This window comes from Cellulomonas sp. APG4, from assembly GCF_009996735.1.
In the GTDB taxonomy this organism is placed as follows: Bacteria; Actinomycetota; Actinomycetes; order Actinomycetales; family Cellulomonadaceae; genus Actinotalea.
Genome location: NZ_JAACYI010000001.1, coordinates 89,147 through 113,168 on the forward strand (window position 1 = coordinate 89,147; position 24,022 = coordinate 113,168).

A 24,022-nucleotide genomic window follows, 5' to 3' on the forward strand; every position below is an offset into this window, starting at 1 on the left:
GCGGCCGCCGGGCCGTCAGTGACGACCGTGCAGCTTCATGCGCGGCGGCCGCCCGTCGGGGTCGACCACGACCCGGTAGACACCCGCGGCGAGCCACCGCTGCCAGCGCGGCGACGGCTCGACGTCGTGCGGACGCAGCTGCCCGGGCGGTCGTGGTCCGCGACAGCCGCCGCGGTGCCAGCGCTCGAGGGCCTCGGCGCTGCTCCGCAGGGTCGCGAGCGCGTCGGCCGGGTCGACCAGGCCGTCGTCGTCGGCGCGGTCGAGGTGCTCGCGCCACAGCTCGAGGCGCAGGTCACGCGCGAAGGTGCGGGCACCGTCGCCGAGGCCCGCCGGGTCCCGTGGCTCACGCTCGTCGCGACTCTCGTCGAGCACCGCGGCGGTGAGCTCGGAGTCGTGCGTCCACGAGCGCCGGTTGAAGTTGTCGCTGCCCACGGTCGCCCACACGTCGTCGACCACGCACACCTTGGCGTGCACGTACACCGGCTCGCCCGCGCGGTTCTCGACGTCGAGCACCACCACACGGTCGCCTCCCGCGGCGCGCACCATCTCGAGCGCGAGGTGGTGGCCGAGACGCACCGCCGGGACCGTGAGCCGACCGTCCTGGTCGGGGAAGCGGGGCACGACGACGACGAGGTGCAGCTCGGGGCTGCGACGCAGCGCGTCTGCGAACACCGCGGCCACGTCCGTCGACCACATGTACTGGTCCTCGACGTAGACGAGCCTGCGCGCGCGACGCAGGGCCTTGGCGTACCCGCGGGCCGCGCTGCGCTCGCCGTCGGGCGCGAAGGGGTAGCCCGGCCAGCGGTTGGGGTAGGTGCGCAGCAGCTGGACCGTGCACGTTCCCGCGGCCCCGGGGGCGGGCCACGGCTCTGCGAGGTCGTCCGCGTCGCGGTCGGTACCGCGCAGCAGGTCCGGCAGCACGTGCCACGGCAGCCGGGACAGCGCGGCGCCGTCCTCCCACCGTTCCCGGAACACGGCCTCGACCTCGGCGACGACGGGGCCGCGCAGCCCGACCTGCACGTCATGCCACGCCGGGCTGTCGCCGTACCAGCGTGCGAACGGCTGGGTCTGCGGGTCGCCACCGTGGTCGGCGTCGTCACGACGGCTGTGCGCGAGGTCGATCCCGCCCACGTACGCGACGTCGTCCTGCGGGCGGCCCGCGTGGCGGATCACGACGAACTTCTGGTGGTGGCTGCCCAGCGGACGCACCCGCTGGTCGAGCAGCACCTCACCGCCCGCCTCGGCGACCTCCTCCGACAGGTCCCGGTTCTGCTCGGCCGAGAAGCGCAGCCGGTCCAGGTGCGAGCGCCACAGCAGGCCCTTGACAGTGACCCCGCGCCGGGCGGCGTCGGAGAGCGCGCGCACCACCGTGGGCCCGTCGTCCGTCAGCAGCTCGTCCGGGTCGCCGCGCCAGTCGGAGAAGAGCACGAGGTCACCCGCGCGCGTCGCCTCGAGCGCCGCGAGCAGGTCGGCGAAGTAGGCCGACCCGTGCACGAGAGGGACCGCGGCGTTGCCGGTGGTCCAGGGCTGCAACCGGGTCGCCGGGTTGCCGCGCTCGTCCGCCTCGAGCAGCCACGGGTGCCCCGCGCCCGCGAACGGTCCGCCGTCGGGGTCGTCCGCCAGCAGGACGCCGTCGCGGCGCAGAGGGGGGCCGAGGACCCGACGGAGGCGCCGGCGCAGGGGGCTCATGCGCCCCACGGTGTCACGTCGCGGACCAGGGGACGCGGATGAGGTGGCAGGTTCATCCGGCCGCGCGCGCCCCCGCCTCGATCCGGGCGTGGTGCGGCCGACGCGCGGCGTACTCGCCGAGACCCTCGACCTCGCGGACCCCTCCGTCCGGCTGCGTGCGCAGGTACCGCTGCGGCGTCGCCTTCTCATCCATCGGACCAGCATCCCGGAGGGCACCGACACCGGGGCGAGGCCGGACGTGGACCACCCCGGGCCGCCCTGTGAGACCCGCCGGGTGATCTTGGAGTTTTTCACCCGCCCACGCGTTAGGTTTGCGCCAGGTCGTCCGGCACCGCCCGATTTCTGGGTCGCCCGAACGGCTCAAGGTCGCGCTCCTGCCGGCCGAACTCATCAGTGGATGGCGAACCGCACCCGCCTCCGCCCTGGTCACAGGGCCCCGGCGAGTGGCAGGAGGCGACTGTGTCGCGTACGCCCTTGTGGAGGGGACCGCACCATGGACAAGTGGCGCATCACGAAGAACAGCACCGTCGTCCGTCTGACCGCGAGCGCGGGAACGCTCGTCGCCGTCGCGGCGATCGTCGGCGCCGGCTGGAAGTGGGTCTGAGACCCGCCGGTGGCGGGTCCGCTCCCGCGGGCCCGCCACCACTTCTGGTGCCCTACGTGGCGTCCGTCGCGATCACGGGCGTCGCCCTCCTCCTGGTGGTGCTCGCCTCGACCCGCTGGCACCTGCTCCTCGACAGCTGGGCCCTGTGGCCCGCCGTGTTCCTCGCCTCCGCCGCGCTGATCGGCGAGATCAGGCCGCTCTACGTCTCCAAGGGCGACGCGCCCGCCGAGGCCATCTCGACGTCGACGCCGTTCGTCCTGGCCCTCGTGTCGCTCGGCGGGATCGGCCCGGCCCTGGTCACCCAGGTGCTCGCGAGCCTCGTCGACGACCTGCGCAACCGCCGCGGCCTGCAGAAGACCGCGTTCAACACGGGCCAGTACACGCTCAGCGTGCTCGCGGCCCGAGCCACCTACGCCGGCCTCACGGGTCTGCCGTTCTTCGGCGGCCCCGTCGGGGTCGACATCACCCACCTCTTCCCGCTGCTCGCGGGCGGAGTGGTGATGGTCGTGGTCAACCGCCTGCTCGTCGCGGTGGTGGTGTCGATCGCGTCCTCGGAGCGGCTGACGACGATCATCGGGCACGAGGCCGCGTTCTTCGCCGCGACCCAGCTGGTGCTCCTGTCGATCGGCGGCGTCGCGGCCAACGTCGCCGCGAGCGGCATCGCGTTCCTCGCGCTCCTGTGCGCCCCCGCCGTGGCGGTCTACCTCACGACGGCGGCCGGGATCCGCCACGCGCACCAGGCCTCGCACGACGCCCTCACCGGCCTCGGCAACCGCAGCCTGCTGCACCAGCGTCTGCGCACCGCCACGGCCCGCGCGCAGGCCGCGCACCGCGAGGGCCCGGGCCTCGTGCTGCTCGACCTCGACCACTTCAAGGACGTCAACGACACCCTCGGGCACATCGTCGGGGACGACCTGCTGCGCGAGGTGGCCCAGCGCCTCGTCTCGGTGCTCGGTGACGACACGCACGCCAACCGCCTGGGTGGTGACGAGTTCGCCGTCGTCGTGGACGGCGATCTCGTGGCCACCCAGACCCTCGCGCACGATCTGCTGGCCTCGCTCGAGAAGCCGATCCGCATCGGCGACGTCGAGCTGCTCGTGCGCGCGAGCGCGGGGGTCGCGATCGGGCCCGAGCACGGCACGGACGCCGACGAGCTGCTCAAGAACGCCGACATCGCGCTGTACCACGCGAAGGTCGAGCGCGACCGGATCAGCACCTACTCGGCCCGGTTCGACGTCAACACGGTCGAGCGCCTGCGCCTGCTCAACGACCTGCGCGTCGCGATCGAGCAGGATGCGCTGGGCGTCGTCTACCAGCCCCAGCTCGACCTGACGAACGGTCGCATCGTCGCGGTCGAGGCCCTCATCCGCTGGGAGCACCCCGTGCACGGCCACGTGCCGCCCGACAGGTTCATCCCGCTCGCGGAGAACTCCGGGCTCATCGCGGCCCTCACGGCGCACGTGCTCGAGACGGCACTCGGCTCGCTCGCGGCGTGGCGCGCCGCGGGTCACGACCTACGGATGTCCGTCAACGTCTCGGCCCGGCACCTGTCGGACCTCGCGCTCCCCCGACAGGTGCACGAGGCCCTGACCCGCCACGACGTCCCGGCGACGGCGCTCGTGCTCGAGGTCACCGAGACCGCGCTGCTGTCGGACCCGATCCGGGCACGCGTCGTGCTCACGGCTCTGCGGCGCCTCGGCGTCGCGATCGCGGTCGACGACTACGGCACGGGGCACGCGTCGCTCAGCTACCTCAAGAAGCTCGAGGTGGACGAGCTCAAGGTCGACCGCTCGTACGTGAGCGACATGGGTCGCGACGAGCACGACTTCATCATCGTGCGCTCGACGGTGGCCCTCGCGCGCGACCTCGGGCTGCGCGTGGTGGCCGAGGGCATCGAGGACGCGTCGACCGTGGTCGCCCTGCGGGGCCTCGGCTGCGACGTGGGCCAGGGCTACCACCTGGGGCGCCCGACCAGCGCGGACGGCATCGCCCAGCTGCTCGCGCTGCCACCGCACGACCCGTCGCGCGAACCCGCCCCGGTCCCGGAGCTGCCGACCGTGCCCGACGGCGCCACCACACCGCCGTCCGGAGGCACGCCCGTCTCGGCGACCGACCCGAGCGTGGGGGTCTAGTGCTGCTCATCGCGGTGTGCGCGCTCGCGCTGCTCTCACCCCTCGCCGTCGGCCGGTGGCCCGCCGGCGTGCTCCTGCGCCGCTGGCGGCTCACCCCGCTCGTGTGGCTCGCCCTCGCGGTGCAGGTCGTGATGGTGCAGGCCGCGCTGCCCGAGCCCGTGGCCAAGGGACTGCACCTCGCGACCTACGTCGTCGCCTTCGTCTTCCTGTGGGCCAACCGGGCGGTGCGCGGCGTGCTCGTCGTGGGCGCGGGCGCGCTGTCCAACGGCGTCACGATCGCGCTCAACGGCGGCTCGCTGCCCGCCTCGCCCCGGGCCGTCGAGCTCGCGGGGCTCGACCACGGCGAGGGCTTCTCGAACTCCGCCGTGCTCGCCGACCCCGTGCTCCCGTGGCTCGGCGACGTGTTCGCCTGGCCCGCGCCGCTCCCCCTCGCCAACACCTTCAGCGTGGGCGACGTGCTGATCGCCGTCGGCGTCGCGATCGCGGCATGGTCGGGCACGGCCCGGCTGGGCCGCACGCCTGCGGAGAGCGGACCCGAGGCCGACCCTCGGCCGTCCGTCCAGGCCTGACGAGGGACCCTCAGTCGTCGCGGGCCTGTCGGCCGAGGGCAGTCGTCGCGGGACTGTCGCCCGGGAGCAGTCGTCGCGGGAGGGCAGTCGTCGCGGGCCCGATGCGCGGGACGTCAGTCGTCGCCGCTCGCGGGCAGCGGCGCGAGGACGAGGTCAGGGTCGTCTCGCTGGAGCGAGCGCAGCCGCCACTGGTCACGCAGCAGGGCGAGCAGCACGCCGTCCGACCTGCGTGCGAGCTCGACCCCGGAGGCTCCGGCCAGCCGGCGGGCGTCGTCGTCGGTCGCGAGCCGGGCCATCTGGTAGGCGAGCTGCTCGGTGCGGATGGGCGCGCGGAACTCGTGCTCCATGCGGAAGGCCGCGACCTCGAACTGGAGCGGCCCGACGGCGGCCAGCACGGGCGCGCCGTCGCCACGGGCCTCCGAGACGAGCACCTGGACCACGCCCTCCTGCTCGAGCTGCGCGATGCCCTTGCGGAACTGCTTCGAGCGGCTCGGGTCCGCGGCACGCGCCACCATGAAGTGCTCGGGGGCGAACACGGGCATGGGCGGGAAGGTCACCGCCGGCCCGGCGGGGTCGTAGAGAGTGTCCCCCACGCTCAGCGCGGTCGCGTTCACGAGCCCGACGACGTCCCCCGGGTAGGCGCTCTCGATCGTGTCGCGCGAGCGGCCGAAGACCGACAGCGCGTACTTGGTCGCGAACGGTCGGCCGGTCTGCGCGTGCGTCACGACCTCACCGCGACGGAACTCGCCCGAGCACACGCGCAGGAACGCGACGTGGTCGCGGTGCGCCGGGTCCATGCCTGCCTGGATCTTGAACACGACCCCGCTGAACGGTGCGTCGACGGGCCGCGGCGTGCCGTCCACGTCGGGCCGGGCCGAGGGCGCCGGGGCGAGCGTCGTGACGACCTCGAGCATCTGCCGCACGCCGATGTTGGTGAGCGCCGCGCCGAACAGCAGCGGGCTCGTGCGGCCCGCCCGGAAGGACTCCTCGTCGACCTCGGGCAGCAGGCCCACGGAGTCGAGCGCGTCGGCGACCTCGTCCGGCACCCGGTCCCGCGCCTCGTCGAGCGTGAGCGGCTCCTCCTCGGCGAGCGAGGCCCCGCCGGGCGCGCGGCGGTAGAGGGTCACGCCACCCGTGCGCGTGTCGTAGAGGCCGCGCAGGTCACCTGCGGCACCGATCGGCCACGTCACCGGCGTGGGCTGCAGGTCGATGCGCCGCTCGAGCTCGTCGCACAGCGCGAGCGCCTCCTGGCCCGGGCGGTCCCACTTGTTGATGAACGTGATCACCGGGATGCCCCGGCGGCGGCACACGTCGAACAGCTTGAGGGTCTGCGGCTCGAGGCCCTTGGCCGCGTCGAGCAGCATCACGGCGGCGTCGACCGCGGTGAGCACGCGGTAGGTGTCCTCGGAGAAGTCGGCGTGGCCCGGGGTGTCGAGCAGGTTCACCACGACGTCGTCGAACGTGAACTGCAGGGCGGCCGAGGTGATCGAGATGCCACGCTTCTGCTCCATCTCGAGCCAGTCCGAGACCACGCCCGCGCGTCCACCCTTGCCGTGCACCGCGCCGGCCTCGGTGATGGCGCGCGCGTGCAGCGCGAGCGCCTCGGTGAGGGTGGACTTGCCCGCGTCCGGGTGCGAGATGACGGCGATGCTGCGGCGGGGTGCGGGTCCGGTCCCCGCCTCGTGCGCGGGCGCCGTCGTCGTGGGCTCGGTCATCGGTCTCCCTCGGGGTGGTGACGCAGGTGGCGGATCTCGCCGCGCAGGCTCGACGCGAACTGCTCCGCGCTGTCGAGGCGGTCACGCAGGCGGCGGCAACGGTCGTCGACCACGTCGCGGTAGCGTTCGAGCAGGGCCAGCAGCGCGACACGCTCCTCGGCCGACGGCGTCCCGGCGAGGACGTCGAGCGCCGTGAGCAGCTCGCGCATCTCGTCGAGCGAGAAGTCGAGCGGCTTCATCCGCATGACCAGCTCGAGCCGGGCCACGTCCGCCTGGGTGTAGAGCCGGAAGCCGCCCTGGGAGCGGCTCGACGGCGTGACGAGCCCGACCTCCTCGTAGTAGCGGATCGTGCGCAGGGACAGGCCCGTGCGCTCGGCGACCTCGCCGATCTGGTGGTGGTGGATCCCCACGGTGCGCCTTCCGGGTGGGGGTGGCGACCTGCCCGACGGCGAGGTCGACGTGCCGAGGCAGTCTACCGCCGCGTCAGGTTCGACTGCGGACGGCGACGTGGCGACCAGGTGTGTCGTCCGCCACGCCGCGCGCAGGTGTCACCCAACCCTCACGTCACGGTACGTTGGTCCCGGTCCCGAGGCGTGGCGCGCTGGTAGCCGCAGCCGCCACCCGGACCCCGCGCACCGACGCGCTCCCCGACCTGCCGGCCGCACCCGCGCGGCGAGCCCACGGGCGCGCACGCGCCCGGTGAACGAACGGAAGCCGTGTGACGACGTCCGACCACGACCTGCCCGACCCCACCGTGGCCGACCGCGCCGTGCCCGACCGCGAGCTCCGCGACGCTCCCACCCCGGTCGACGACCTCCACCCCCATGTCCCCGAGGCCGACGAGCGCGGCTCGATCCTCGCCGCGCTGCGCTCACCCCGCAGGCTGCGCACCGAGGTGCTCGCGGGCCTCGTCGTCGCCCTCGCACTGATCCCCGAGGCGATCTCGTTCTCGATCATCGCCGGGGTGGACCCCCGGGTCGGCCTCTTCGCATCCTTCACGATGGCGGTCTCGATCGCGTTCCTGGGCGGACGACCCGCGATGATCTCGGCCGCCACCGGCGCGATCGCCCTCGTGGTCGCGCCGGTGGTGCGCGACCACGGCCTCGACCACCTGATCGCGACGGTGATCCTCGGCGGGATCCTCCAGGTGGTGCTCGGCCTGCTCGGCGTCGCGAGGCTCATGCGGTTCATCCCCCGTTCGGTGATGATCGGGTTCGTCAACGCCCTCGCGATCCTGATCTTCCTCGCCCAGCTGCCGCACCTCACGGGCGTGCCGTGGGTCGTGTACCCGCTCGTCGCGCTCGGCATCGCCGTCATGGTCTTCCTGCCGCGGCTCACCACAGCCGTCCCCGCCCCGCTCGTCGCCATCGTCGGCCTGACGCTGATCACCGTGCTCGCCGCGGTCGTGGTCCCGACGGTGGGCGACGAGGGCGAGCTGCCGCGCTCGCTGCCCGCGCTCGTGGTGCCCGACGTGCCGTTCACGCTCGAGACCCTGCAGATCATCGCGCCCTACGCGCTCACCATGGCGCTCGTCGGCCTGCTCGAGTCGCTGCTCACCGCCAAGCTCGTCGACGACGTGACCGACACCCACTCGAACAAGACGCGTGAGAGCTGGGGCCAGGGTGCCGCGAACATCATCACCGGCTTCTTCGGCGGCATGGGCGGCTGCGCGATGATCGGCCAGACGATGATCAACGTGAAGGTCTCGGGCGCCCGCACCCGGATCTCGACCTTCCTGGCCGGCGTGTTCCTGCTGGCCCTGGTGGTCGGTGCGGGTGACCTGGTCGCGATCATCCCGATGGCCGCCCTCGTCGCAGTGATGATCATGGTGTCGGTCGCGACCTTCGACTGGCACTCCGTCCAGATCGGGACCCTGCGCCGGATGCCGCGCAGCGAGACCCTCGTGATGCTCACCACCGTCGTCGTCACCGTCGCGACGCACAACCTGGCCTACGGCGTCTTCGCGGGCGTGACCGCGGCGATGGTCGCGTTCGCGCGCCGCGTCGCGCACCTCACCGAGGTCACGCGCATCGACCAGGTGGACGACGACGTGCGCGTCTACCGCGTCACGGGCGAGCTCTTCTTCGCGTCGTCGAACGACCTCGTGTACCAGTTCAACTACAACGACGACCCGAAGAACGTCGTCATCGACATGTCGCAGGCACACATCTGGGACGCCTCGACGGTCGCGGCTCTCGACGCGATCCAGCAGAAGTACGCGTCGAAGGGCAAGACCGCCACGATCCTGCACCTGAACGACGACAGTGCGCGTCGCCACGAGCTGCTCGCGGGCCGGCTCGGCGCGGGCCACTGACGAGCCGCACCCCCTCCCACGTCGAGGTCGCCACCCCGCGCCGAGGTCGCCAGTCGCACGGCACTACCTCGGCGCGGAAGAGCGACCTCGACGTCAGGCGAGGGGAGCCAGGAGCTCGCGGAGGGCGCGGGCGGTCGGGACGTGGCCCGTGAGGACCACGCGGCCGTCGACGACGAGCCCGGGCGTGCTCATGACGCCCAGGGCAGCGATCTCGCCGTAGTCCGTGACCTTCTCGATGTCGGCCGCGACGCCGAGCTCGGCCACGGCCTCGCGCGTCACACGCTCGAGCGCGACGCAGTTGCGACACCCGGGTCCCAGGATCTTGATCTGCATGGTCCACCTCTCAGAAGACGGCGTTGAAGGTGAGACCGACGGCCAGGATGCCGACGGTGACGGCGCCGAAGAAGAGTCCGAGCAGCGGTGGCCTCAGCACGCGCCGCAGCAGCACCGCCTCGGGGATCGAGAGCGCGACCGTGGCCATCATGAACGCCATCACGGTGCCCGTGGCCATGCCCTTGGCCCACAACGCCTCCGCGATGGGGATGACCCCGGCGGCGTTCGAGTACAGCGGCACCCCGGCAAGGGTCGCGACGACGACGGCGAACGGGTCGTCCGGTCCCGCGTAGGCCGCGACGACGTCCGTCGGCACCCAGCCGTGGATCACCGCACCGACGGCGATACCCACGAGAACCCAGCGCCACACGCGGCCCACGATCTCCCGCGTCTCGGCGCGGGCGGCCTCGACGCGCTCGCTCAGTGACGGACGGTGCCCGTCGGCCGTGAGCCGCGCCACCGGGGCCTCGAGCACGAACGGCTCGACCCAGCGCTCGAGCGACAGCCGCGACAGGCCCCACCCCGCGAGGACGGCGAGCGTCAGGCCGGCACCCACGTAGGCGGCGGTGAGCTGCCACCCGAACAGGTCCGCGAGCATCACCACCGCGACCTCGTTGACCAAGGGCGACGCGATGAGGAAGGCGAGCGTCACGCCGATCGGCACACCGGCGGCGACGAAGCCGATGAAGAGCGGGATCGACGAGCACGAGCAGAACGGCGTGACGGCACCGAGCAGCGCGGCGAGGACGAGGGAGAGCGCGAGCGGCCGCCCCTCGAGGAACGCGCGGACACGCTCGGGGCGCAGGGTGGTGCGCAGCATCCCGATCGCGAAGACCAGACCCACGAGCAGGAGCAGGATCTTGACGGAGTCGTAGACGAAGAACTCGACGGCGCCCGCGAGCGCTCCCTCGGCCCCCACGGCGAGCGCGAGCGCGCGCCAGACGTGCTCGTTGGCGACGAGCAAGGCGACCCACGCGGCAGCGAGGAGCGCGAGGGCGCCCACGAGCCGCGTGCTGCGGGACCGCAGGCCCGGGGTGGCTGTCACATCCCCTCCTGACATCGACGCACATCGATACGTGCCACGTTAAGGGCCGGCCGGGCGGTGACACAGGACCTCCGTCCCGCTAGCATCGGCACATGCCGATGACAACGCACACGAGCGCTGCCGACGCCCTGGTGGGCATGGTCGAGGCCTCGTCCCTCTCCGCTCCCGCGGGCCTGTTCCGGGCGCTCGCCGACCCCTCGCGGCTGCTGATCCTGCGCCACCTCCTCACGGGCGAGCACCGCGTGGTCGACCTGACCCAGCACCTCGGCCTCGCGCAGTCGACGGTCTCGCAGCACCTCGCGTGCCTGCGCGACTGCGGGCTCGTCTCCTCGCGCGCCGTCGGCCGTGCGTCGTGGTTCGCGCTCACCCACCCCGAGGCCGCGCTGGACGTGCTGGGCGCCGCCGAGCGTCTGCTCGCACTCACCGGCGACGCGGTCGAGGGATGCGCGACGGCGCGTCGCGACGTGCGCACCGCGCAGGGCGCACGCCGTGGCTGAGCACCAGCATGGACGGTCCACGGCCACGGCACGACACCGTCGCGCCCTCAGGTGGGCCCTCGCCGTCACGCTCGCGGTGGTCGGCGTCCAGGCCGTCGGCGGGTTCCTCACCGGGTCCCTCGCGCTGCTCGCCGACGCCGCCCACATGCTCACCGACGCCACAGGCATCGTCGTCGCCCTCGTGGCCGCGCGGCTCGCGACCCGACCCGCCACCAGCGCACGCACCTTCGGGCTCCAGCGCGCCGAGGTGCTCGCGGCCCTCGCCAACGCCCTGCTGCTCGGCGGCCTCGCGATCTGGGTGCTCGCCGAGGCGGCGCAGCGGTGGGCCACGCCGCCTGAGGTCGCGAGCGGGCCCATGATCGCCGTCGCCGTGCTCGGCGGCCTCGCCAACCTCGTGAGCCTCGCGCTGCTCCACCGCGGTCAGCGCGAGAGCCTCAACGTCCGCGGCGCCTACCTCGAGGTGCTGGGCGACCTGGTGGGATCGGTCGCCGTCGTCGTCGCGGGCGTCGTGATCGCCGTGACCGGCTGGACCCGGGCCGACGTCGTCGCGTCGGTCGCGATCGGGCTGTTCATCCTGCCCCGCGCGTGGCGGTTGCTGCGCGAGGTCGTCGACGTGCTCCTCGAGGCGACGCCGCGCGACATCGACCTCGACGAGGTGCGGCGCCACGTGCGCGAGGTCCCGGGCGTGGTCGACGTGCACGACCTGCACGCGTGGACCATCACCAGCGGGGTGCCCGTGCTCTCCGCCCACGTGGTGGTCGACGACGCCTGCCTCGCGGACAACCGCTCGGGCGACGTGCTCGACGCGCTCGGCCGGTGCCTCGGCGAGCACTTCGACACCGAGCACTCGACCTTCCAGCTCGAGCCCCGCACCCACGCGACCCACGAACCCCCCACCCACCCCTGACCCGAGCAGGCCCACCCCTCCCCCGTCACCCCCGCCCCACGCGGTCCGCGAGGTGGGCGGGAGGCTGGGGAGGGTGGGGGCGGGGTGGTGTGCCTAGGGTGCGGGGATGGAGGGGCCCGGGTGCGAGGCGGTCGGCGAGGGGTGGCTCGCCGAGCCCGTCGCCGCCGTCACCAGCCTCGCGTTCGTGGTGGCAGCGGTCGCGGTCCTCGTCGGTGCCCCGCGTCCGTGGGGGCGACGCACGCTCGTCTACGCAGCGCTCGTCGCGGGGATCGGGGTGGGCTCGTTCGTGCAGCACGGACCGGGCGGCCGCTCCCCGGCGTCCACGTGGGTCGACGTCGCGCACGACCTCCCGCTGCTCGCGGCCCTCGCCCTCCTCGGTGCCGACGCGCTCGCGTCCCTCCGCGGCGCCTCGCTGCGCGACCGCACGTGGGTGCTGCCCTCGCTCGTGGTGCTGGTCGTCGTGGTCGTCGCACCGCGCGCGGGCGACCTGGTGCAGGTCGCGCTCGCCGTCGTCGCCGTCGTGCTCGTGCTTCTGCGCGCCCGCGCTGTGCCCACCACTCGCGCGCGCACCCTCGTCGCGCTCGGCCTGCTCGCGGTGGGCGGGACGCTCGGCACGCTCTCGCGGGCCGGGTGGCCGCTGTGCGATCCCAGCAGCCCGTGGCAGGGGCACGCCGCGTGGCACGTGCTCGCCGCAGCGGCCCTCGTCGCGCTCGAACCGACCCTCGGCGCCCGGCCTCCCGACGTCAGGAGCTGACGACGACGTCCTTGTGCCAGGACTGCGTCGAGTAGGACGTCACGAAGCCCTCGGCCGCGTACAGCTCGTTGGCGCCCGTCGGCGAGTCCGCGTCGACCTCGAGCGACACCCGGGCCCGTCCGCGGGCGGCCGCGTCCGCGACCACCGTTCGCAGCAGGGACTTGGCGACACCGCGACCGCGAGCCGAGCGCAGGACCCCCAGGTACGCGACGTAGGTGCTCGCGGGGGCCTCGTCCGCACCCGGGGAGACCGTGCCGACGAGCGCACCGGCCGGTCGCGTCTCGCCGTCCTGCGTGAGCTCGGCGAGCCACCAGTGGTCCCAGCGGTGGCCCGGGTCCTCACGCAACCGCGAGAGGAACTCGTCGAAGGTCTCCTCGTGGTAGTTGAAGTGGTCGGCGAACGCCTCCTCGAGCACGTCGTGGACGGCCACGAGGTCGGCCTCGTCGGGCATCCCGCCACCCGCGCGACGCACGCGGCGCACGGTCAGGTCCGGGTGCATCTGTGCGGCGGCGTCCGCGTCGTCCTCGCTCACCGGTCGACCCATCTGCCACCAGGTGCGCGTGTGGTCGAAGCCCGCCGCACGCAGGAACCCCTGCTGACGCTCGTCCGCCGCGAACGCACCGCTGTCCATCTGCGTGAGGTCGAGGCCGCGCTCGCGCGCCAGGGCGGACGACGCGCGCTCGGCCCAGCCGAGCAGGGCGTCGGCGAGCGTCGCCGCGACGTCGTCGGGCAGGTGCGGGTCGACGACGGCGGAGACGAGCACCCGACCGGCCGCGCGGTCGTGGACGGTCCCCCAGCCGCGCGCACGGCCCCTCGCGTCGCTCACGAGCACGTGCCTGCGGGTGTGCCGCCCGGGGCCCGTGACGTCGGCCTCGACGTCGGCGAGGCCTGCGGACGACCTTCCCCGCGCGGCGACCTCGTGGCGCCGCAGCAGGTCGTGCAGGTCCGCCGTGTCGGCACCGTCCGGCGCGCCGGCCGACCACCCGGGCGGCAGCGCGTCGAGCGGGAGCAGCGGGGCTCCCGGGTCGCCGTCGGAGGTGGCCGGATGGGCGTCGGTGGAGGTGCTCACAGCCCGATTCTTCCGCACCCGCGCGTCCCACCCCAAGCCGAGCTCGCCCCCGCACTCCTCTCCGGTGGCGTGTTTGCCCAGGTGGGAGCACCATGGAGGTTCTGGGACGCGAGGAGGCGACCATGGTCCAGGTGCACACGATCCACGACGGCGGTCAGTGGCGGAACCGGGTCGACGGCCTCCAGCAAGGCACGGCGTACGACGACCGTTCCTGCGCGGTGGCCGCCGGACGGCTCATCGTCTCGGAGCTCGGCGGGACCTTCTACGGGCACGACGTCGACGGTCACGTCGTCGAGAGCTGGGCGAGCTCGGCCCGCCCGCGCCGCGAGACGGTCACGGCCCGCTACACGGCCTGAGCCAGGGCGAGCGTCACCTCGTTGCGCCACGGGTCGTGCAGGGTGAGGCTCCGCCCGTCGTCGGCGACCTCCACGCCCCGGTGGCGCATGCGATCGGCGACGGCGTCCAGGTCGGCCCGCGCGGGGACCGTCACGGTGACGGCACCCAGGCCCAGGGTCGACGCACGTGGGCCCGCGCCGCGGCTGTTCCAGGTGTTCACCGCGATGTGGTGGTGGTATCCGCCGGCGCTCACGAAGAGCGCTCCGGGCAGCCGGGCGGTCGTCTCGAAACCGAGCGCGTCCACGTAGAAGCCGTGCGCCGCGTCGACGTCGCCCACCTGCAGGTGCACGTGGCCCACCTGGGCCGGCGCCGCGGCGAGCCCGCCCGCGGCGGCCTCGGTGAGGTGGCGCCGCAGGAACGCCTGCGGGTCGAGGTACAGCGTGTCCATCTGCACCTGCCCGTCACGCCACTGCCAGGTCGAGCGGTCGCGGTCGTGGTACAGCTCGATCCCGTTGCCCTCCGGGTCGGTGAAGTAGAAGGCGCTGCTCACCAGGTGGTCGGCGCTGCCCACGTAGCGGGAGAGCGGGTGACGCGCGGCGCTCGCGACCGCCGCCGCGAGGTCGCTCTCGGTGGCGAAGAGGATCGCGGTGTGGAACAGCCCGGCCTGGGTGCGTGCGGGTCGGGGCAGCCCCGGCGTGTGGCGCAGCACGAGCACGACGGTGCGGCCCCGGCCCAGGCGGCGCAGGCCCGCACCCTCGTCGACGACGACGAGGCCGAGCGCGTCGCGGTAGTACGCGGTCATCGCCTCGAGGTCACCCACGTGCAGGGTGACGGCGTCGACGTCGGCAGCGGCGGGCAGCAGGTCCTGGAGCTGACGCGCTCCGGGCCGGGGTGCGGTGACGGACATGGCTGCCTCCTGGGCACGAACGACTCACGACGGGTGTTAGTTGAACGTACAACTAACCTACGTCATTCCCCAGGGTCGGTCGAGGTCCTCAGGACGAGCGGCGCGAGGACGCGGGGCACCGGCGCGGCACCCGGGCCACCCGCGCGCATCCAGTCCCCCAGCTGCGCCGTGGGTCCCTCCCCCGCCAGCCGCTCGAACCACACCGGCGCAGCGCCCCGGGCGCGGCACGCCGGGGTCGGCCGAGCTACCACGACGTCACCGCGCTCGCACTCGTCGAGGCACTCGACGAAGGTCAGCCGCGCGACGCCGGCCGTCGCGAGGGCCTCGAGCCGGGCCCGCTGGGCCTCGGGCTCGCCGAACGTCTCACCCGCGCACAGGCTGCACGCGGTGAGACCCGGCACACCGGCGGGGGCAGGCCGGACGCCGCGGCCAGGGAGATCGGTCACGGGGCGTGACGGTACCCGCTGAACCGCCGGTGACCGTCACCGCGGCGCCGTCCCTCGCCGGAACGACCCGCGTGTGCACTCGCCCCCGCGTCACGGCGCCGACGACGGCCGCGGCACCGTCCCGACGGCACCGCCCTCGGGACGGGGAAGCGTGCGGGTCTCGACCACCTCGGCCGCGATCTCGTGCAGGCGGCGGTTGGCGTGCTGACTCAGCCGCACGAGCACGCCGAACGCGCGGTCGGGCGCCAGGCCGAAGCGCTCCATGACGATGCCCATCGCCTGCCCGATCACGTCCCGCCGCGCGAGCGCCTCACGCAGCTGCTGCTCACGCTCGGCGCCCACGAGCGCGACCGCCGCATGGGTCGCGAACAGCTCGGCCACCTGCAGCGCATCGGCCTCGAACCCGCCCTGGCGCGTCGACGAGAGGTTGAGGGCGCCGAGGTCGTCGCCGTGCACCCACAGCCGCACGCACAGCATGGCCCGCACGCCGAGGCCCCGCGCCGCGGCGGCGAGCACCGGCCAGCGGTCGTCCGCACCCACGTCCGCCGTCTCCACCACGGGCTGCTCGAACAGCGCGTCGAGGCACGGGCCCTCGCCCGTCTCGTACTGCGCCGCGTCGAGGCGTCTCGCGACGTCGTCGGACGCCGCGCGGGTGGTCACGGTGCGTCGACGGCGCGTGACCATGGAGATGCTGGCGCGCTCGGCACCCGGGACGGCCCCGACCGCGCCGTCGACGACGGCACGCAGCGTCGCCTCGAGGTCGTCGCTGCCCTCGAGGTCACGTGCGAGCTCGGCGAGCTCGCGGGCGAGGTCGGCCCCGCCCGCCCGCTGCGTCACGGGGCCGGCTGCCGGGGCCACGCCGTCGTCGTCTCGCACCTTCGCGAGCCTACGCGTGCACCCCCGTGCCCGCCCCCGTACGCTGGCACCACCATCGGGTGAGGACACCGCTCGGTCCGGTACGTCGACGACGACGCCGCGCGTCGTCGCGCCTGCACCCTGGAGCCCCGGCGATGGACGAGAAGAGCCCCCGAGGATCGATCACCGTCGACGCCCAGTCGTCGTTCACGTTCGTCCGGCTCGCCGGAGAGGTCGACGTGACGCTGCGCCCGCAGGCGAGCCACGCGCTCGCGGTGTGCGTGACGCGCGGCGTGCCCGTCGTGGTCGAGTCGCAGCGCGCGACCTTCGCCGACTCCTACACGCTCGCCTTCCTGCTCCAGCTCTCGCGCGCCTGCGGCGAGGACGGCGTGCGGGTCGCGCTGCCGGATCCTTCACCTGCGCTCGCCGGCCTTCTCCAGATGACCGGCACGGACACGCTCTTCGACCTGGGCGCGCCCGCTCAGGCGCCCGACGAGGCGACGAGCTCGCGCACCACGGGGGCGACCTCCGCGCCGTAGCGACGCAGCACGTCGCCGTCGTCGGCCGCGAGCACGAAGCCCGTGACGCGGTGCTCGAGCGCGAGGCCCGCGAGCTGCTCGGCCCACTGGCGGGGCGGGCCCACGAGGAAGCCGCCGTCACCCTCGGTGAAGCGGCCGCCGACGTTGAGCAGCCTGCGCACGGCCCTCGGGTCGCGGCCCGCCGCGTGGGCGGCGTCGTCGATACGGCGGTGCCCCTCGTCGAGGTCACGCAGCGAGTCCAGGTAGCCGAGCGACGGGAGCCAGCCGTCGGCCTTCGCGCCGACCAGCCGCAGCATGCGTGGCTTGTAGGCGCCGAGCCACAGGCCGACCGGATGGGCGGGCGCGGGCCCGCGCTTGGCCCCGTCGAGTCGGTAGGCCTCGCCGTCGACGCGCAGCCGCGAGCGCTCGTCGTCCGCCCACACGCCCCGGATCACCTCGATCGCCTCGTCGAGCGCGGTCACCGCCTCGCCCGGCGTGCGGCGCGGCCCGCCCATCGCCGCGATCGCGTCCCAGAAGGCACCCGCCCCCAGGCCCAGCTCGACGCGGCCCTCGCTGAGCAGGTCGAGGCTCGCCGCGGCCCGTGCGAGCACCGCGGGCGGGCGCAGCGGCAGGCTCGCGACGTTCGGGGCCAGGTGCACGCGCTCGGTGCGCGCCGCGACGTACGACAGCAGCGTCCAGGTGTCGAGGAAGGCCGGCTGGTAGGGGTGGTCCTGGAACGTCACGAGGTCCAGGCCCGCGCGCTCCGCCTCGACGGCGAGGGCGACGGTCGCCGAGGGATCGGCGGCGGTCGGGGTGACGAAGGCGCCGAAGACGAGGGCCGGGAGGCCGCTCGTGCCGGTGGTCGAGGGGGCGGGTGCGTCCATGTCCGTACAACGGGCCCGACGGCGGGCTGTTCCCGGCGGGCGCGGTGCGGGGAGAGGAGAGCATGCCCGCGAGCGCCGTGCGGTCGCACGTGTCGGTGGCGCGGAGCAGGATGCGCATGTGCTCCTCGCCGACGTCGCCGCGACCTCGGGCGCGCTCGCCGCGACCCGCTCGAGGCTCGCCAAGCGCGCGCTGCTCGTCGAGCTGCTGCGCCGTGCCGAGCCTGGGGACCTCCCCGTGCTCGCGTCCTACCTCGGTGGGACCCTGCGTCAACGCCGCACCGGGCTGGGCTGGCGCTCGCTCGCCGACCTGCCCGAGCCCGCGGCCCAGCCCAGCCTGACCCTGGACGAGGTCGACGCCGCCTTCGAGCGGATGAGCACGCTCGAAGGTCCTGGCTCGTCCCGCGCCCGTGCGCGCGAGGCCGGCGAGCTCTTCGCACGCGCGACGACGGACGAGCAGCACCTGCTGCGGGGGTTGGTGAGCGGCGAGCTGCGCCAGGGGTCGCTCGACGCGCTGCTGCTCGACGCGGTGGCCGAGGCCGCCGGTGTGCCGGCCGCGACGGTGCGGCGCGCCGCGATGCTCGCGGGGGCGACGGCGCCCGTACTGGTCGCGGCGCTCGGTGCGGGATCACCCGAGGCCGCGCGGGCCGCGCTCGAGGAGGTCGGACTGACCGTCGGCCGCCCCGTGCGACCGATGCTCGCGAGCTCGGCGCCCGACGTCGCGGCGGCGCTCGCGGGGTTCGAGGGCCGCGAGGTGGTGGTCGACGCCAAGCTCGACGGCATCCGCATCCAGGTGCACCGCGACGGCGACGCCGTGCAGGTGGTCACCCGCAGTCTCGACGACATCACGACGCGCGTCCCGGAGGTCGTGGCCGTGGTGCGTGACCTTCCGGTGCGCAGCGTCGTCCTCGACGGCGAGGCGCTCGCCCTCGATGCCGACGGTCGTCCGCGGCCCTTCCAGGAGACCTCGGCGCGCTCGGCGACGCGCGACGCCGAGCTCGCCGCGACCACCACGCTCACCCCGTTCTTCTTCGACGTGCTCCACGCCGACGGCGTCGACCTGCTCGACGCACCGCTCCGGGAACGGCTCGAGGTGCTCGACCGGATCGCGCCGGGCCACGGCGTCGAGCGGCTCGTGACGACCGACCCGGCTCAGGCGCAGGAGCTCTTCGCGCGCCTCGTGGCCCACGGTCAGGAGGGCGTGGTCGTCAAGGACGCGGACGCTCCCTACGAGGCGGGCCGTCGCGGCAGCGCCTGGGTCAAGGTCAAGCCGCGCCACACGCTCGACCTCGTGGTGCTCGCCGTCGAGCGCGGCTCGGGCCGCCGCACCGGCCTGCTGTCCAACATCCACCTGGGCGCCCGCGATCCGGCCGGCGGGTTCGTGATGCTCGGCAAGACCTTCAAGGGCATGACCGACGAGATGCTCGCCTGGCAGACCGAGCGCTTCCGCGAGCTCGCGGTCGAGGACGACGGCTGGACCGTCACGCTGCGACCCGAGCAGGTGGTCGAGATCGCGTTCGACGGGCTCCAGCGCTCGTCGCGCTACCCCGGCGGGCTCGCGCTGCGCTTCGCCCGCGTGCTGCGCTACCGCGACGACAAGCCGGCGAGTGAGGCGGACACGATCGACGTGGTGAGGGCGCTGGTGCGCTGAGGGCAGGTGCCCGCTGCGACGCTCGACCCGTCCGCGCCCGCGAGTGTGGAGCGTTTCGGCTGCGACACGCCGGGCCAGAGGTCAGGAACGCGCCACACGAGTCGGAGACGCTCCACACCAGGCCGGGAACGCGCCACACCAGCCAGGAACGCTCCACACCAGGCCGGAACGCTCCACACGAGCCAGGAACGCTCCACATGCGTCGGGAACGCTCCACACGGGCAGTGGGCTCGGGACGCCGGTGCCCGGAATGGCCGGCGGGGTGGCGAGGTTCTGGCGGGTGCGTGATCGCGCGCACCCCGAACCGAGGAGGACCTCCATGACCACGTTCGCCGTCACCGGAGCCAGCGGCAAGCTCGGCCGCCGCGTCGTGACCGAGCTGCTCGACCGCGGCGTACCCGCGCACGACGTCGTCGCCGTGGTGCGCGACCCCGCGCGGGCGACCGACCTCGCCGAGCGCGGCGTGGAGGTGCGCGTGGGCGACTACGCGCGCCCCGAGACGCTCACCCCGGCGCTCAGCGGTGTCGACCGGCTGCTGCTCGTCTCGGGGAGCGAGCCCGGCAACCGCGTCGCGCTGCACGGGGCCGTGATCGACGCCGCCGTCGCGGCCGGCGTCTCGCGGATCGCGTACACGAGCATCCTCGACGCCGGGGCGAGCTCGAACCCGCTCGCCGGTGAGCACCGCGGCACCGAGGAGCTGCTGCGCGCCTCGGGCCTGCCCACCACGCTCCTCCGCAACGGCTGGTACGCCGAGAACTACACGGACCAGATCGCTGCGAGCCTGGACCGCGGAGTGCTGCTGAGCGCCGCGGGCGACGGGCGCATCTCCGCCGCCCCGCGCGCCGACTACGCCGTCGCCGCGGCAGCAGCCCTGCTCGACGACGCGCCGGGCGACCGTGTGCACGAGCTCGGCGGACCCTCGTTCGACCTCGACGAGCTCGCGGCGACGGTCACCGAGGTCACCGGCCGCCCCCTGGTGCACCGCTCGCTGCCCGCCGCCGAGTACGTCGCGGCCCTCGTGGAGGCGGGCCTCGACCAGGGCACCGCGACGTTCCTCGCGGCGCTCGACACGTCGGTCGCGGCTGGTGACCTCGAGACCGACAGCCGGGACCTCGAGCAGCTGCTCGGACGCCCCGTCACCCCGCTCGCGGACGTGGTGCGCGAAGCTCTGGCCTGAGTGGATCGCTGGGCGCTCGCCCGAGCGGTGCGTGATGCGGGAACAACGGCGCGCCGTCCGCCGTTGTGAAGGGTGCTGCCCCGGATCGAGACCCCGGGCTCCACATCTCGCCGCCACGAGCGGCCACGCGCCGAGAGGCGTCCGCCGGGGCAGCACAGAGGGCGGCAGACCATCGGTCTGCCGCCCTCGTCGCGTCGTGCCCCGGGCCGGTGCCCCGGCCCGGGGCCCCGACTCAGCCGTCCCGGTGCGTCCCGGCGGGCTCATGCGTCCCTGCAGGCTCGGACGCCACGTCGTGCTGCGCGTGCGCGTGCGGGTGGCGCCGCTCGAGCTTGGCACCCTCGACGTCGACGTCCGGCAGGATCCGCGCCAGCGGGCCTGGCAGCCACCACGCCCCGGCCCCCGCGAGGTGCATGAGCGCCGGCACGAGGACCATGCGCACGACGAACGCGTCGAGCAGCACGCCGAACGCGAGCGCGAACCCGATGGGCCGGATCATCGCGGTGTGCGAGAAGACGAACCCACCGAACACCGACGCCATGATGATCGCCGCGGCTGTGACCACGGCACGCCCGGCGTGCAGGCCCTGCACCACGGCCAGCCGCGGCGGGGCGCCGTGCGCGTACGCCTCGCGCATGCCCGAGCCGATGAACAGCATGTAGTCCATCGCGAGGCCGAACAGCACGCCCACGAGGATCGTCGGCAGGAAGCTCAGCACCGGGCCGGGCGAGTGCACGCCGAACAGGTCGCCGAGCCAGCCCCACTGGTAGATCGCGACCACGCCGCCCACGGCCGCGAAGTACGACAGCACGAAGCCCGCGGTCGCGATCACGGGCACCAGCAGCGAGCGGAACACGAGCACGAGGATCACGAGCGACAGGCCGACGACCACGGCCAGGTAGACCGGCAGGGCGTCGCCCAGCTTCTCGGAGATGTCGACGTTGCCGCTCGCGAGGCCCGCGACGGACAGCTCGACGTCGCCGCCGGCGGCCGTGACGCCGGTCGCGTCGCGCACGGCGTGCACGAGCTCCTCGGTCGAGACGCTGTTGGGGCCCTTGGCCGGGATGACCTGGAAGGTCAGCATGTCCCGGTCGGCGGACGTGGCCGCCGGGGCGACCGCCACGACGTCGTCGAACTCCGCGAGACGCGAGCCGATCTCGGCCTGGACGGACGGCAGATCCTCCTCCGCGACCGGTGAGGCGAGGTCCGCGACCACGAGGAGCGTCCCGTTGATGCCCTCGCCGAACTTCTCGGCGACCGTCGTGTACGCCCGGTACTGGGTCGAGTCCTCGGGCTCCGACGAGCCGTCGGGGAGCCCCAGACGAAGCGACATGGCGGGAACCGCGAGCACGAGCAGCGCGGTCACGCCGACGAGCACGCGCACGACGGCGGACCACGTCGCCATGGGGCGTGAGGGCCCGGCCGCGGGCGCGGTGAGCTTCTCGGCCTCGGCCTTGGCGCGGTCCCGCTTGCGCAGCACGCGGGTGCCGAGCATGCCGAGGATCGCGGGCGTCAGGGTGACCGCGACCAGCACGGCGACGGCGACGCACAGCGCCGCGACCGTGCCCATGAGCCCGAGGAAGGGCACGCCGGTGACGTTGAGCGCGAGCAGCGCGATCAGCACGGTCGCCCCGGCGAAGACGACGGCGTTGCCCGACGTCCCGTTGGCGAGCCCGATGGACTCGGCGACGTCGTAGCCCTGGAGCAGCTGGCGGCGGTGCCGGTTGACGATGAAGAGCGAGTAGTCGATCCCGACGGCGAGCCCGAGCATCACGCCGAGCACCGGCGTCACCGAGATCATGTCGACGACTCCCGAGAGCGAGAGCGCGACGAGCGCGCCCACCGCGACACCCACGAGCGCGGTCACGATCGGCAGAGCGGCTGCGACAGCAGTGCCGAGCATCACGAGCAGGACGACGGCCGCGACCACGACGCCGACCACCTCGCCCACGCCCAGGATCTCGGGAACGCCCGCGGTGATCTCGGCCGAGATCTCGACGTCGACGCCGTCGATCGGCTCGGCCGTGAACGCCTCGACCACGGACTCCTTGACCTCGTCGGGCACGTCGAGCGCCGCCTCCTCGAAGACGACGGTGGCGACCGCGGCGCTGCCGTCGGCCGAGACGGTGCGCACCTCCTCCGCCAGCTCGAGCAGGGTCGCGGCGCTCTCGAGGTTCGCGCTCTGGGTCTCGAGCTCGGCGAGGCCCGCGTCGAGCTCCGCCTGACCGGCCTCGAGCTCCGCGAGGCCCGCGTCGATCTGCGCCTGGGCGGCGTCCAGCTCGGCCTGCTGCGCGTCGAGCTGTGGTGCGCTCAGCTCGAGCATCCCGGCCGCCTCGGCCTGGGCCCGTGCGGCATCGAGCTGCTCCTGACCCGCGTCGAGCTCGGCCTGGCCCTGCTCGAGCTGGGTGCGCGCGGCGTCGAGCTCGGCCTGGCCGGCCTCGATCTCCCCGCGCGCCTGCTCGATCTGCGCGGCGCCCTGGGTCACCTGCTCCTGCGTCGCTGCGCGCTCGTCCTCCGTCTGGAACGGGTCGACGACGGTCCGCACGCCGTCGAGGCCGGCGGCGTCCGCGATGCGCTCGCGCACGGCCTCACGCTGCGCGTCGGTGAAGGCCTCGCCGTCGGAGGTCGCGAGCACCACGCTGCCCGTGCCGCCCGAGGCCTCGGGCAGCTCGTCCGCGAGACGGTCGGTCACCTCGGCGGTGGGCGTGCCCGGGATCGAGACGTTGGTCGCGAGGGTCCCCGCGCCGACGAGGTAGGCCGCGACCGACGCGACGAGCACGACCGCCCAGACGGCGACGACGGTGCGGGCCCGGCGGACGGCGAACCGCCCGATCCGGTAGAGGAGCTCTGCCATGGTGACCTTCCCAGGAGGGTCGTACGTGGTGGGTGGGTGAGCCGTGCCGCGCGCCGTCACGCGGGACGGGGTTCAGGAGTGACGTGCCGCGCGTGCCCGGTAGCCGTCGCCGACGCTCGCGACGAGCCGCTCGACGAGCTCGGCCCACAGGGCACGCGAGGCGTCGTCGTCGGCCGCGCCCGTGCGCAGGTACCAGTGCCGGTGCAGCACGACGACGCCGCTCAGCATCGCGTTGACCATGAGATCCACGTCGAGCGGCTCGGCGTCGGGGTGGCGTTCGACGAGGGCCGTCGTGAAGCGGTCGGCCACGTGCTCGAGGCTCCGCTGCAGCAGCACCGCGCGTGCGGGCGACGTCTCGCCGTCGTAGCCGAGGGTGCGCGTCAGGTAGGCCATCGGCGTCACGAGGTCCGTGCTGCGCAGCGCGTGCACGATCTCGTCGAACATCACCTCGTCGGACGTGCCCTCCGGAGCGCCGTCGGGACCGTTCCCGGGTGCCGGGGCGACGGCCGCGCTCGCGACGAACCGCTCGACGAGGGCACCCAGGACGTCGGCGCAGACCTCGCGCACCACGTCGTCGAGCGAGGCGAAGTGGTTGAACACCGTGCGGCGCGAGACGTCCGCACGCGCGGCGAGGTCGTCGACCGAGAACTCGATGCCGCCCGTCGACTCCATGAGGGAGGACGCGGCGTCGATGATCGCGCGCCGGTGCCGCTCCTTGAGCGCGGCGCGGCGATCGGGCGCGGTCGACGCGGCAGGGCTCGAGGTCACATCG

At 74.1% G+C, this 24,022-nt stretch carries 23 protein-coding genes; 10 read left to right on the forward strand and 13 right to left on the reverse strand.

Going from position 1 to position 24,022, the window contains the following annotated elements; translation table 11 throughout:
- Nucleotides 1–15 precede the first annotated feature (15 nt).
- A complete protein-coding gene (locus tag GXB85_RS00380; RefSeq protein ID WP_161915679.1) occupies nt 16–1,689 on the reverse strand; it encodes a phospholipase D-like domain-containing protein in 1,674 nt (557 codons plus the stop codon).
- A 52-nt stretch (nt 1,690–1,741) separates the two neighbouring features.
- Nucleotides 1,742–1,882, reverse strand: a complete 141-nt coding sequence (locus GXB85_RS00385; RefSeq protein ID WP_161915680.1) for a hypothetical protein — start codon at nt 1,880–1,882, stop codon at nt 1,742–1,744.
- Nucleotides 1,883–2,349: 467 nt separating this feature from the next.
- On the opposite strand from GXB85_RS00385, the gene GXB85_RS00390 reads away from it, so the two are divergent.
- Both GXB85_RS00390 and GXB85_RS00395 read left to right on the forward strand, forming a co-directional pair.
- A complete protein-coding gene (locus GXB85_RS00390) occupies nt 2,350–4,425 on the forward strand; it encodes a bifunctional diguanylate cyclase/phosphodiesterase (RefSeq protein ID WP_161915681.1) in 2,076 nt (691 codons plus the stop codon).
- Complete coding sequence (locus tag GXB85_RS00395) at nt 4,425–4,994, forward strand: DUF5317 domain-containing protein (RefSeq protein WP_161915682.1); 570 nt, start codon at nt 4,425–4,427, stop codon at nt 4,992–4,994. The genes GXB85_RS00390 and GXB85_RS00395 overlap by 1 nt, the downstream gene beginning before the upstream one ends.
- Nucleotides 4,995–5,107: 113 nt before the next feature.
- Here GXB85_RS00395 and GXB85_RS00400 read toward each other — a convergent pair whose 3' ends face one another.
- Together GXB85_RS00400 and GXB85_RS00405 are read right to left on the reverse strand one after the other, a co-directional pair.
- Entirely contained in the window at nt 5,108–6,709 is a 1,602-nt protein-coding gene (locus GXB85_RS00400; RefSeq protein ID WP_161915683.1) for a peptide chain release factor 3, read from the reverse strand.
- A complete protein-coding gene (locus GXB85_RS00405) occupies nt 6,706–7,119 on the reverse strand; it encodes a MerR family transcriptional regulator (RefSeq protein ID WP_161915684.1) in 414 nt (137 codons plus the stop codon). The genes GXB85_RS00400 and GXB85_RS00405 overlap by 4 nt, the downstream gene beginning before the upstream one ends.
- Before the next feature lie 359 nt (nt 7,120–7,478).
- On the opposite strand from GXB85_RS00405, the gene GXB85_RS00410 reads away from it, so the two are divergent.
- Entirely contained in the window at nt 7,479–9,023 is a 1,545-nt protein-coding gene (locus tag GXB85_RS00410; protein ID WP_161915958.1) for a SulP family inorganic anion transporter, read from the forward strand.
- A gap of 93 nt (nt 9,024–9,116) precedes the next feature.
- Here GXB85_RS00410 and GXB85_RS00415 read toward each other — a convergent pair whose 3' ends face one another.
- Both GXB85_RS00415 and GXB85_RS00420 read right to left on the reverse strand, forming a co-directional pair.
- Nucleotides 9,117–9,356: a thioredoxin family protein gene (locus tag GXB85_RS00415; RefSeq protein ID WP_161915685.1), complete on the reverse strand. Its 240-nt coding sequence runs from the start codon at nt 9,354–9,356 to the stop codon at nt 9,117–9,119.
- Nucleotides 9,357–9,366: 10 nt separating this feature from the next.
- Nucleotides 9,367–10,401, reverse strand: a complete 1,035-nt coding sequence (locus GXB85_RS00420) for a permease (protein WP_370523913.1) — start codon at nt 10,399–10,401, stop codon at nt 9,367–9,369.
- A 98-nt stretch (nt 10,402–10,499) separates the two neighbouring features.
- Between GXB85_RS00420 and GXB85_RS00425 the strand changes: the two genes are divergently transcribed.
- The 3 genes from GXB85_RS00425 (at nt 10,500) to GXB85_RS00435 (ending at nt 12,559) form a co-directional block, all read left to right on the forward strand.
- Entirely contained in the window at nt 10,500–10,898 is a 399-nt protein-coding gene (locus GXB85_RS00425; RefSeq protein ID WP_161915959.1) for a metalloregulator ArsR/SmtB family transcription factor, read from the forward strand.
- Nucleotides 10,891–11,805 (forward strand): cation diffusion facilitator family transporter, encoded by a 915-nt coding sequence (locus GXB85_RS00430; protein ID WP_161915687.1) that lies wholly within the window; start codon nt 10,891–10,893, stop codon nt 11,803–11,805. The genes GXB85_RS00425 and GXB85_RS00430 overlap by 8 nt, the downstream gene beginning before the upstream one ends.
- Nucleotides 11,806–11,911: 106 nt before the next feature.
- Nucleotides 11,912–12,559, forward strand: a complete 648-nt coding sequence (locus GXB85_RS00435) for a hypothetical protein (RefSeq protein ID WP_161915688.1) — start codon at nt 11,912–11,914, stop codon at nt 12,557–12,559.
- On the opposite strand, the gene GXB85_RS00440 is transcribed toward GXB85_RS00435, so the two are convergent.
- Nucleotides 12,549–13,628, reverse strand: a complete 1,080-nt coding sequence (locus GXB85_RS00440; protein WP_370523914.1) for a GNAT family N-acetyltransferase — start codon at nt 13,626–13,628, stop codon at nt 12,549–12,551. The genes GXB85_RS00435 and GXB85_RS00440 overlap by 11 nt on opposite strands.
- Nucleotides 13,629–13,720: 92 nt before the next feature.
- On the opposite strand from GXB85_RS00440, the gene GXB85_RS00445 reads away from it, so the two are divergent.
- The gene (locus tag GXB85_RS00445) at nt 13,721–13,984 is read left to right on the forward strand and encodes a DUF2188 domain-containing protein (RefSeq protein WP_161915689.1); all 264 of its coding nucleotides are present in this window, start codon (nt 13,721–13,723) and stop codon (nt 13,982–13,984) included.
- On the opposite strand, the gene GXB85_RS00450 is transcribed toward GXB85_RS00445, so the two are convergent.
- From GXB85_RS00450 to GXB85_RS18695, 3 genes are all read right to left on the reverse strand, one after another.
- Nucleotides 13,972–14,871 carry a VOC family protein gene (locus GXB85_RS00450; protein WP_161915690.1) on the reverse strand — a complete coding sequence of 300 codons (900 nt, stop codon included), beginning with the start codon at nt 14,869–14,871 and terminating at the stop codon, nt 13,972–13,974. The genes GXB85_RS00445 and GXB85_RS00450 overlap by 13 nt on opposite strands.
- A gap of 62 nt (nt 14,872–14,933) precedes the next feature.
- Nucleotides 14,934–15,317, reverse strand: coding sequence for a hypothetical protein (locus tag GXB85_RS00455; protein WP_370523915.1), 384 nt, complete (start codon nt 15,315–15,317; stop codon nt 14,934–14,936).
- 90 nt (nt 15,318–15,407) lie between these two features.
- The gene (locus tag GXB85_RS18695; protein ID WP_161915691.1) at nt 15,408–16,193 is read right to left on the reverse strand and encodes a GAF and ANTAR domain-containing protein; all 786 of its coding nucleotides are present in this window, start codon (nt 16,191–16,193) and stop codon (nt 15,408–15,410) included.
- 134 nt (nt 16,194–16,327) lie between these two features.
- Here GXB85_RS18695 and GXB85_RS00465 point away from each other — a divergent pair, with 134 nt between their 5' ends.
- Nucleotides 16,328–16,711: an STAS domain-containing protein gene (locus tag GXB85_RS00465; RefSeq protein WP_161915692.1), complete on the forward strand. Its 384-nt coding sequence runs from the start codon at nt 16,328–16,330 to the stop codon at nt 16,709–16,711.
- On the opposite strand, the gene GXB85_RS00470 is transcribed toward GXB85_RS00465, so the two are convergent.
- Nucleotides 16,654–17,574 carry an LLM class flavin-dependent oxidoreductase gene (locus GXB85_RS00470; RefSeq protein ID WP_161915693.1) on the reverse strand — a complete coding sequence of 307 codons (921 nt, stop codon included), beginning with the start codon at nt 17,572–17,574 and terminating at the stop codon, nt 16,654–16,656. The two genes, GXB85_RS00465 and GXB85_RS00470, sit on opposite strands and share 58 nt — an antisense overlap.
- Nucleotides 17,575–17,692: 118 nt before the next feature.
- Between GXB85_RS00470 and GXB85_RS00475 the strand changes: the two genes are divergently transcribed.
- Together GXB85_RS00475 and GXB85_RS00480 are read left to right on the forward strand one after the other, a co-directional pair.
- Nucleotides 17,693–19,222 carry an ATP-dependent DNA ligase gene (locus GXB85_RS00475; RefSeq protein WP_161915694.1) on the forward strand — a complete coding sequence of 510 codons (1,530 nt, stop codon included), beginning with the start codon at nt 17,693–17,695 and terminating at the stop codon, nt 19,220–19,222.
- A 319-nt stretch (nt 19,223–19,541) separates the two neighbouring features.
- Complete coding sequence (locus GXB85_RS00480; RefSeq protein ID WP_161915695.1) at nt 19,542–20,399, forward strand: SDR family oxidoreductase; 858 nt, start codon at nt 19,542–19,544, stop codon at nt 20,397–20,399.
- Between the two features lie 232 nt (nt 20,400–20,631).
- Here the strand turns inward: GXB85_RS00480 and GXB85_RS00485 are convergent, their stop codons facing one another.
- Together GXB85_RS00485 and GXB85_RS00490 are read right to left on the reverse strand one after the other, a co-directional pair.
- Nucleotides 20,632–23,250, reverse strand: coding sequence for an MMPL family transporter (locus tag GXB85_RS00485; RefSeq protein ID WP_161915696.1), 2,619 nt, complete (start codon nt 23,248–23,250; stop codon nt 20,632–20,634).
- Between the two features lie 72 nt (nt 23,251–23,322).
- Nucleotides 23,323–24,018, reverse strand: a complete 696-nt coding sequence (locus GXB85_RS00490; protein ID WP_370523916.1) for a TetR/AcrR family transcriptional regulator — start codon at nt 24,016–24,018, stop codon at nt 23,323–23,325.
- Nucleotides 24,019–24,022: the final 4 nt, after the last annotated feature.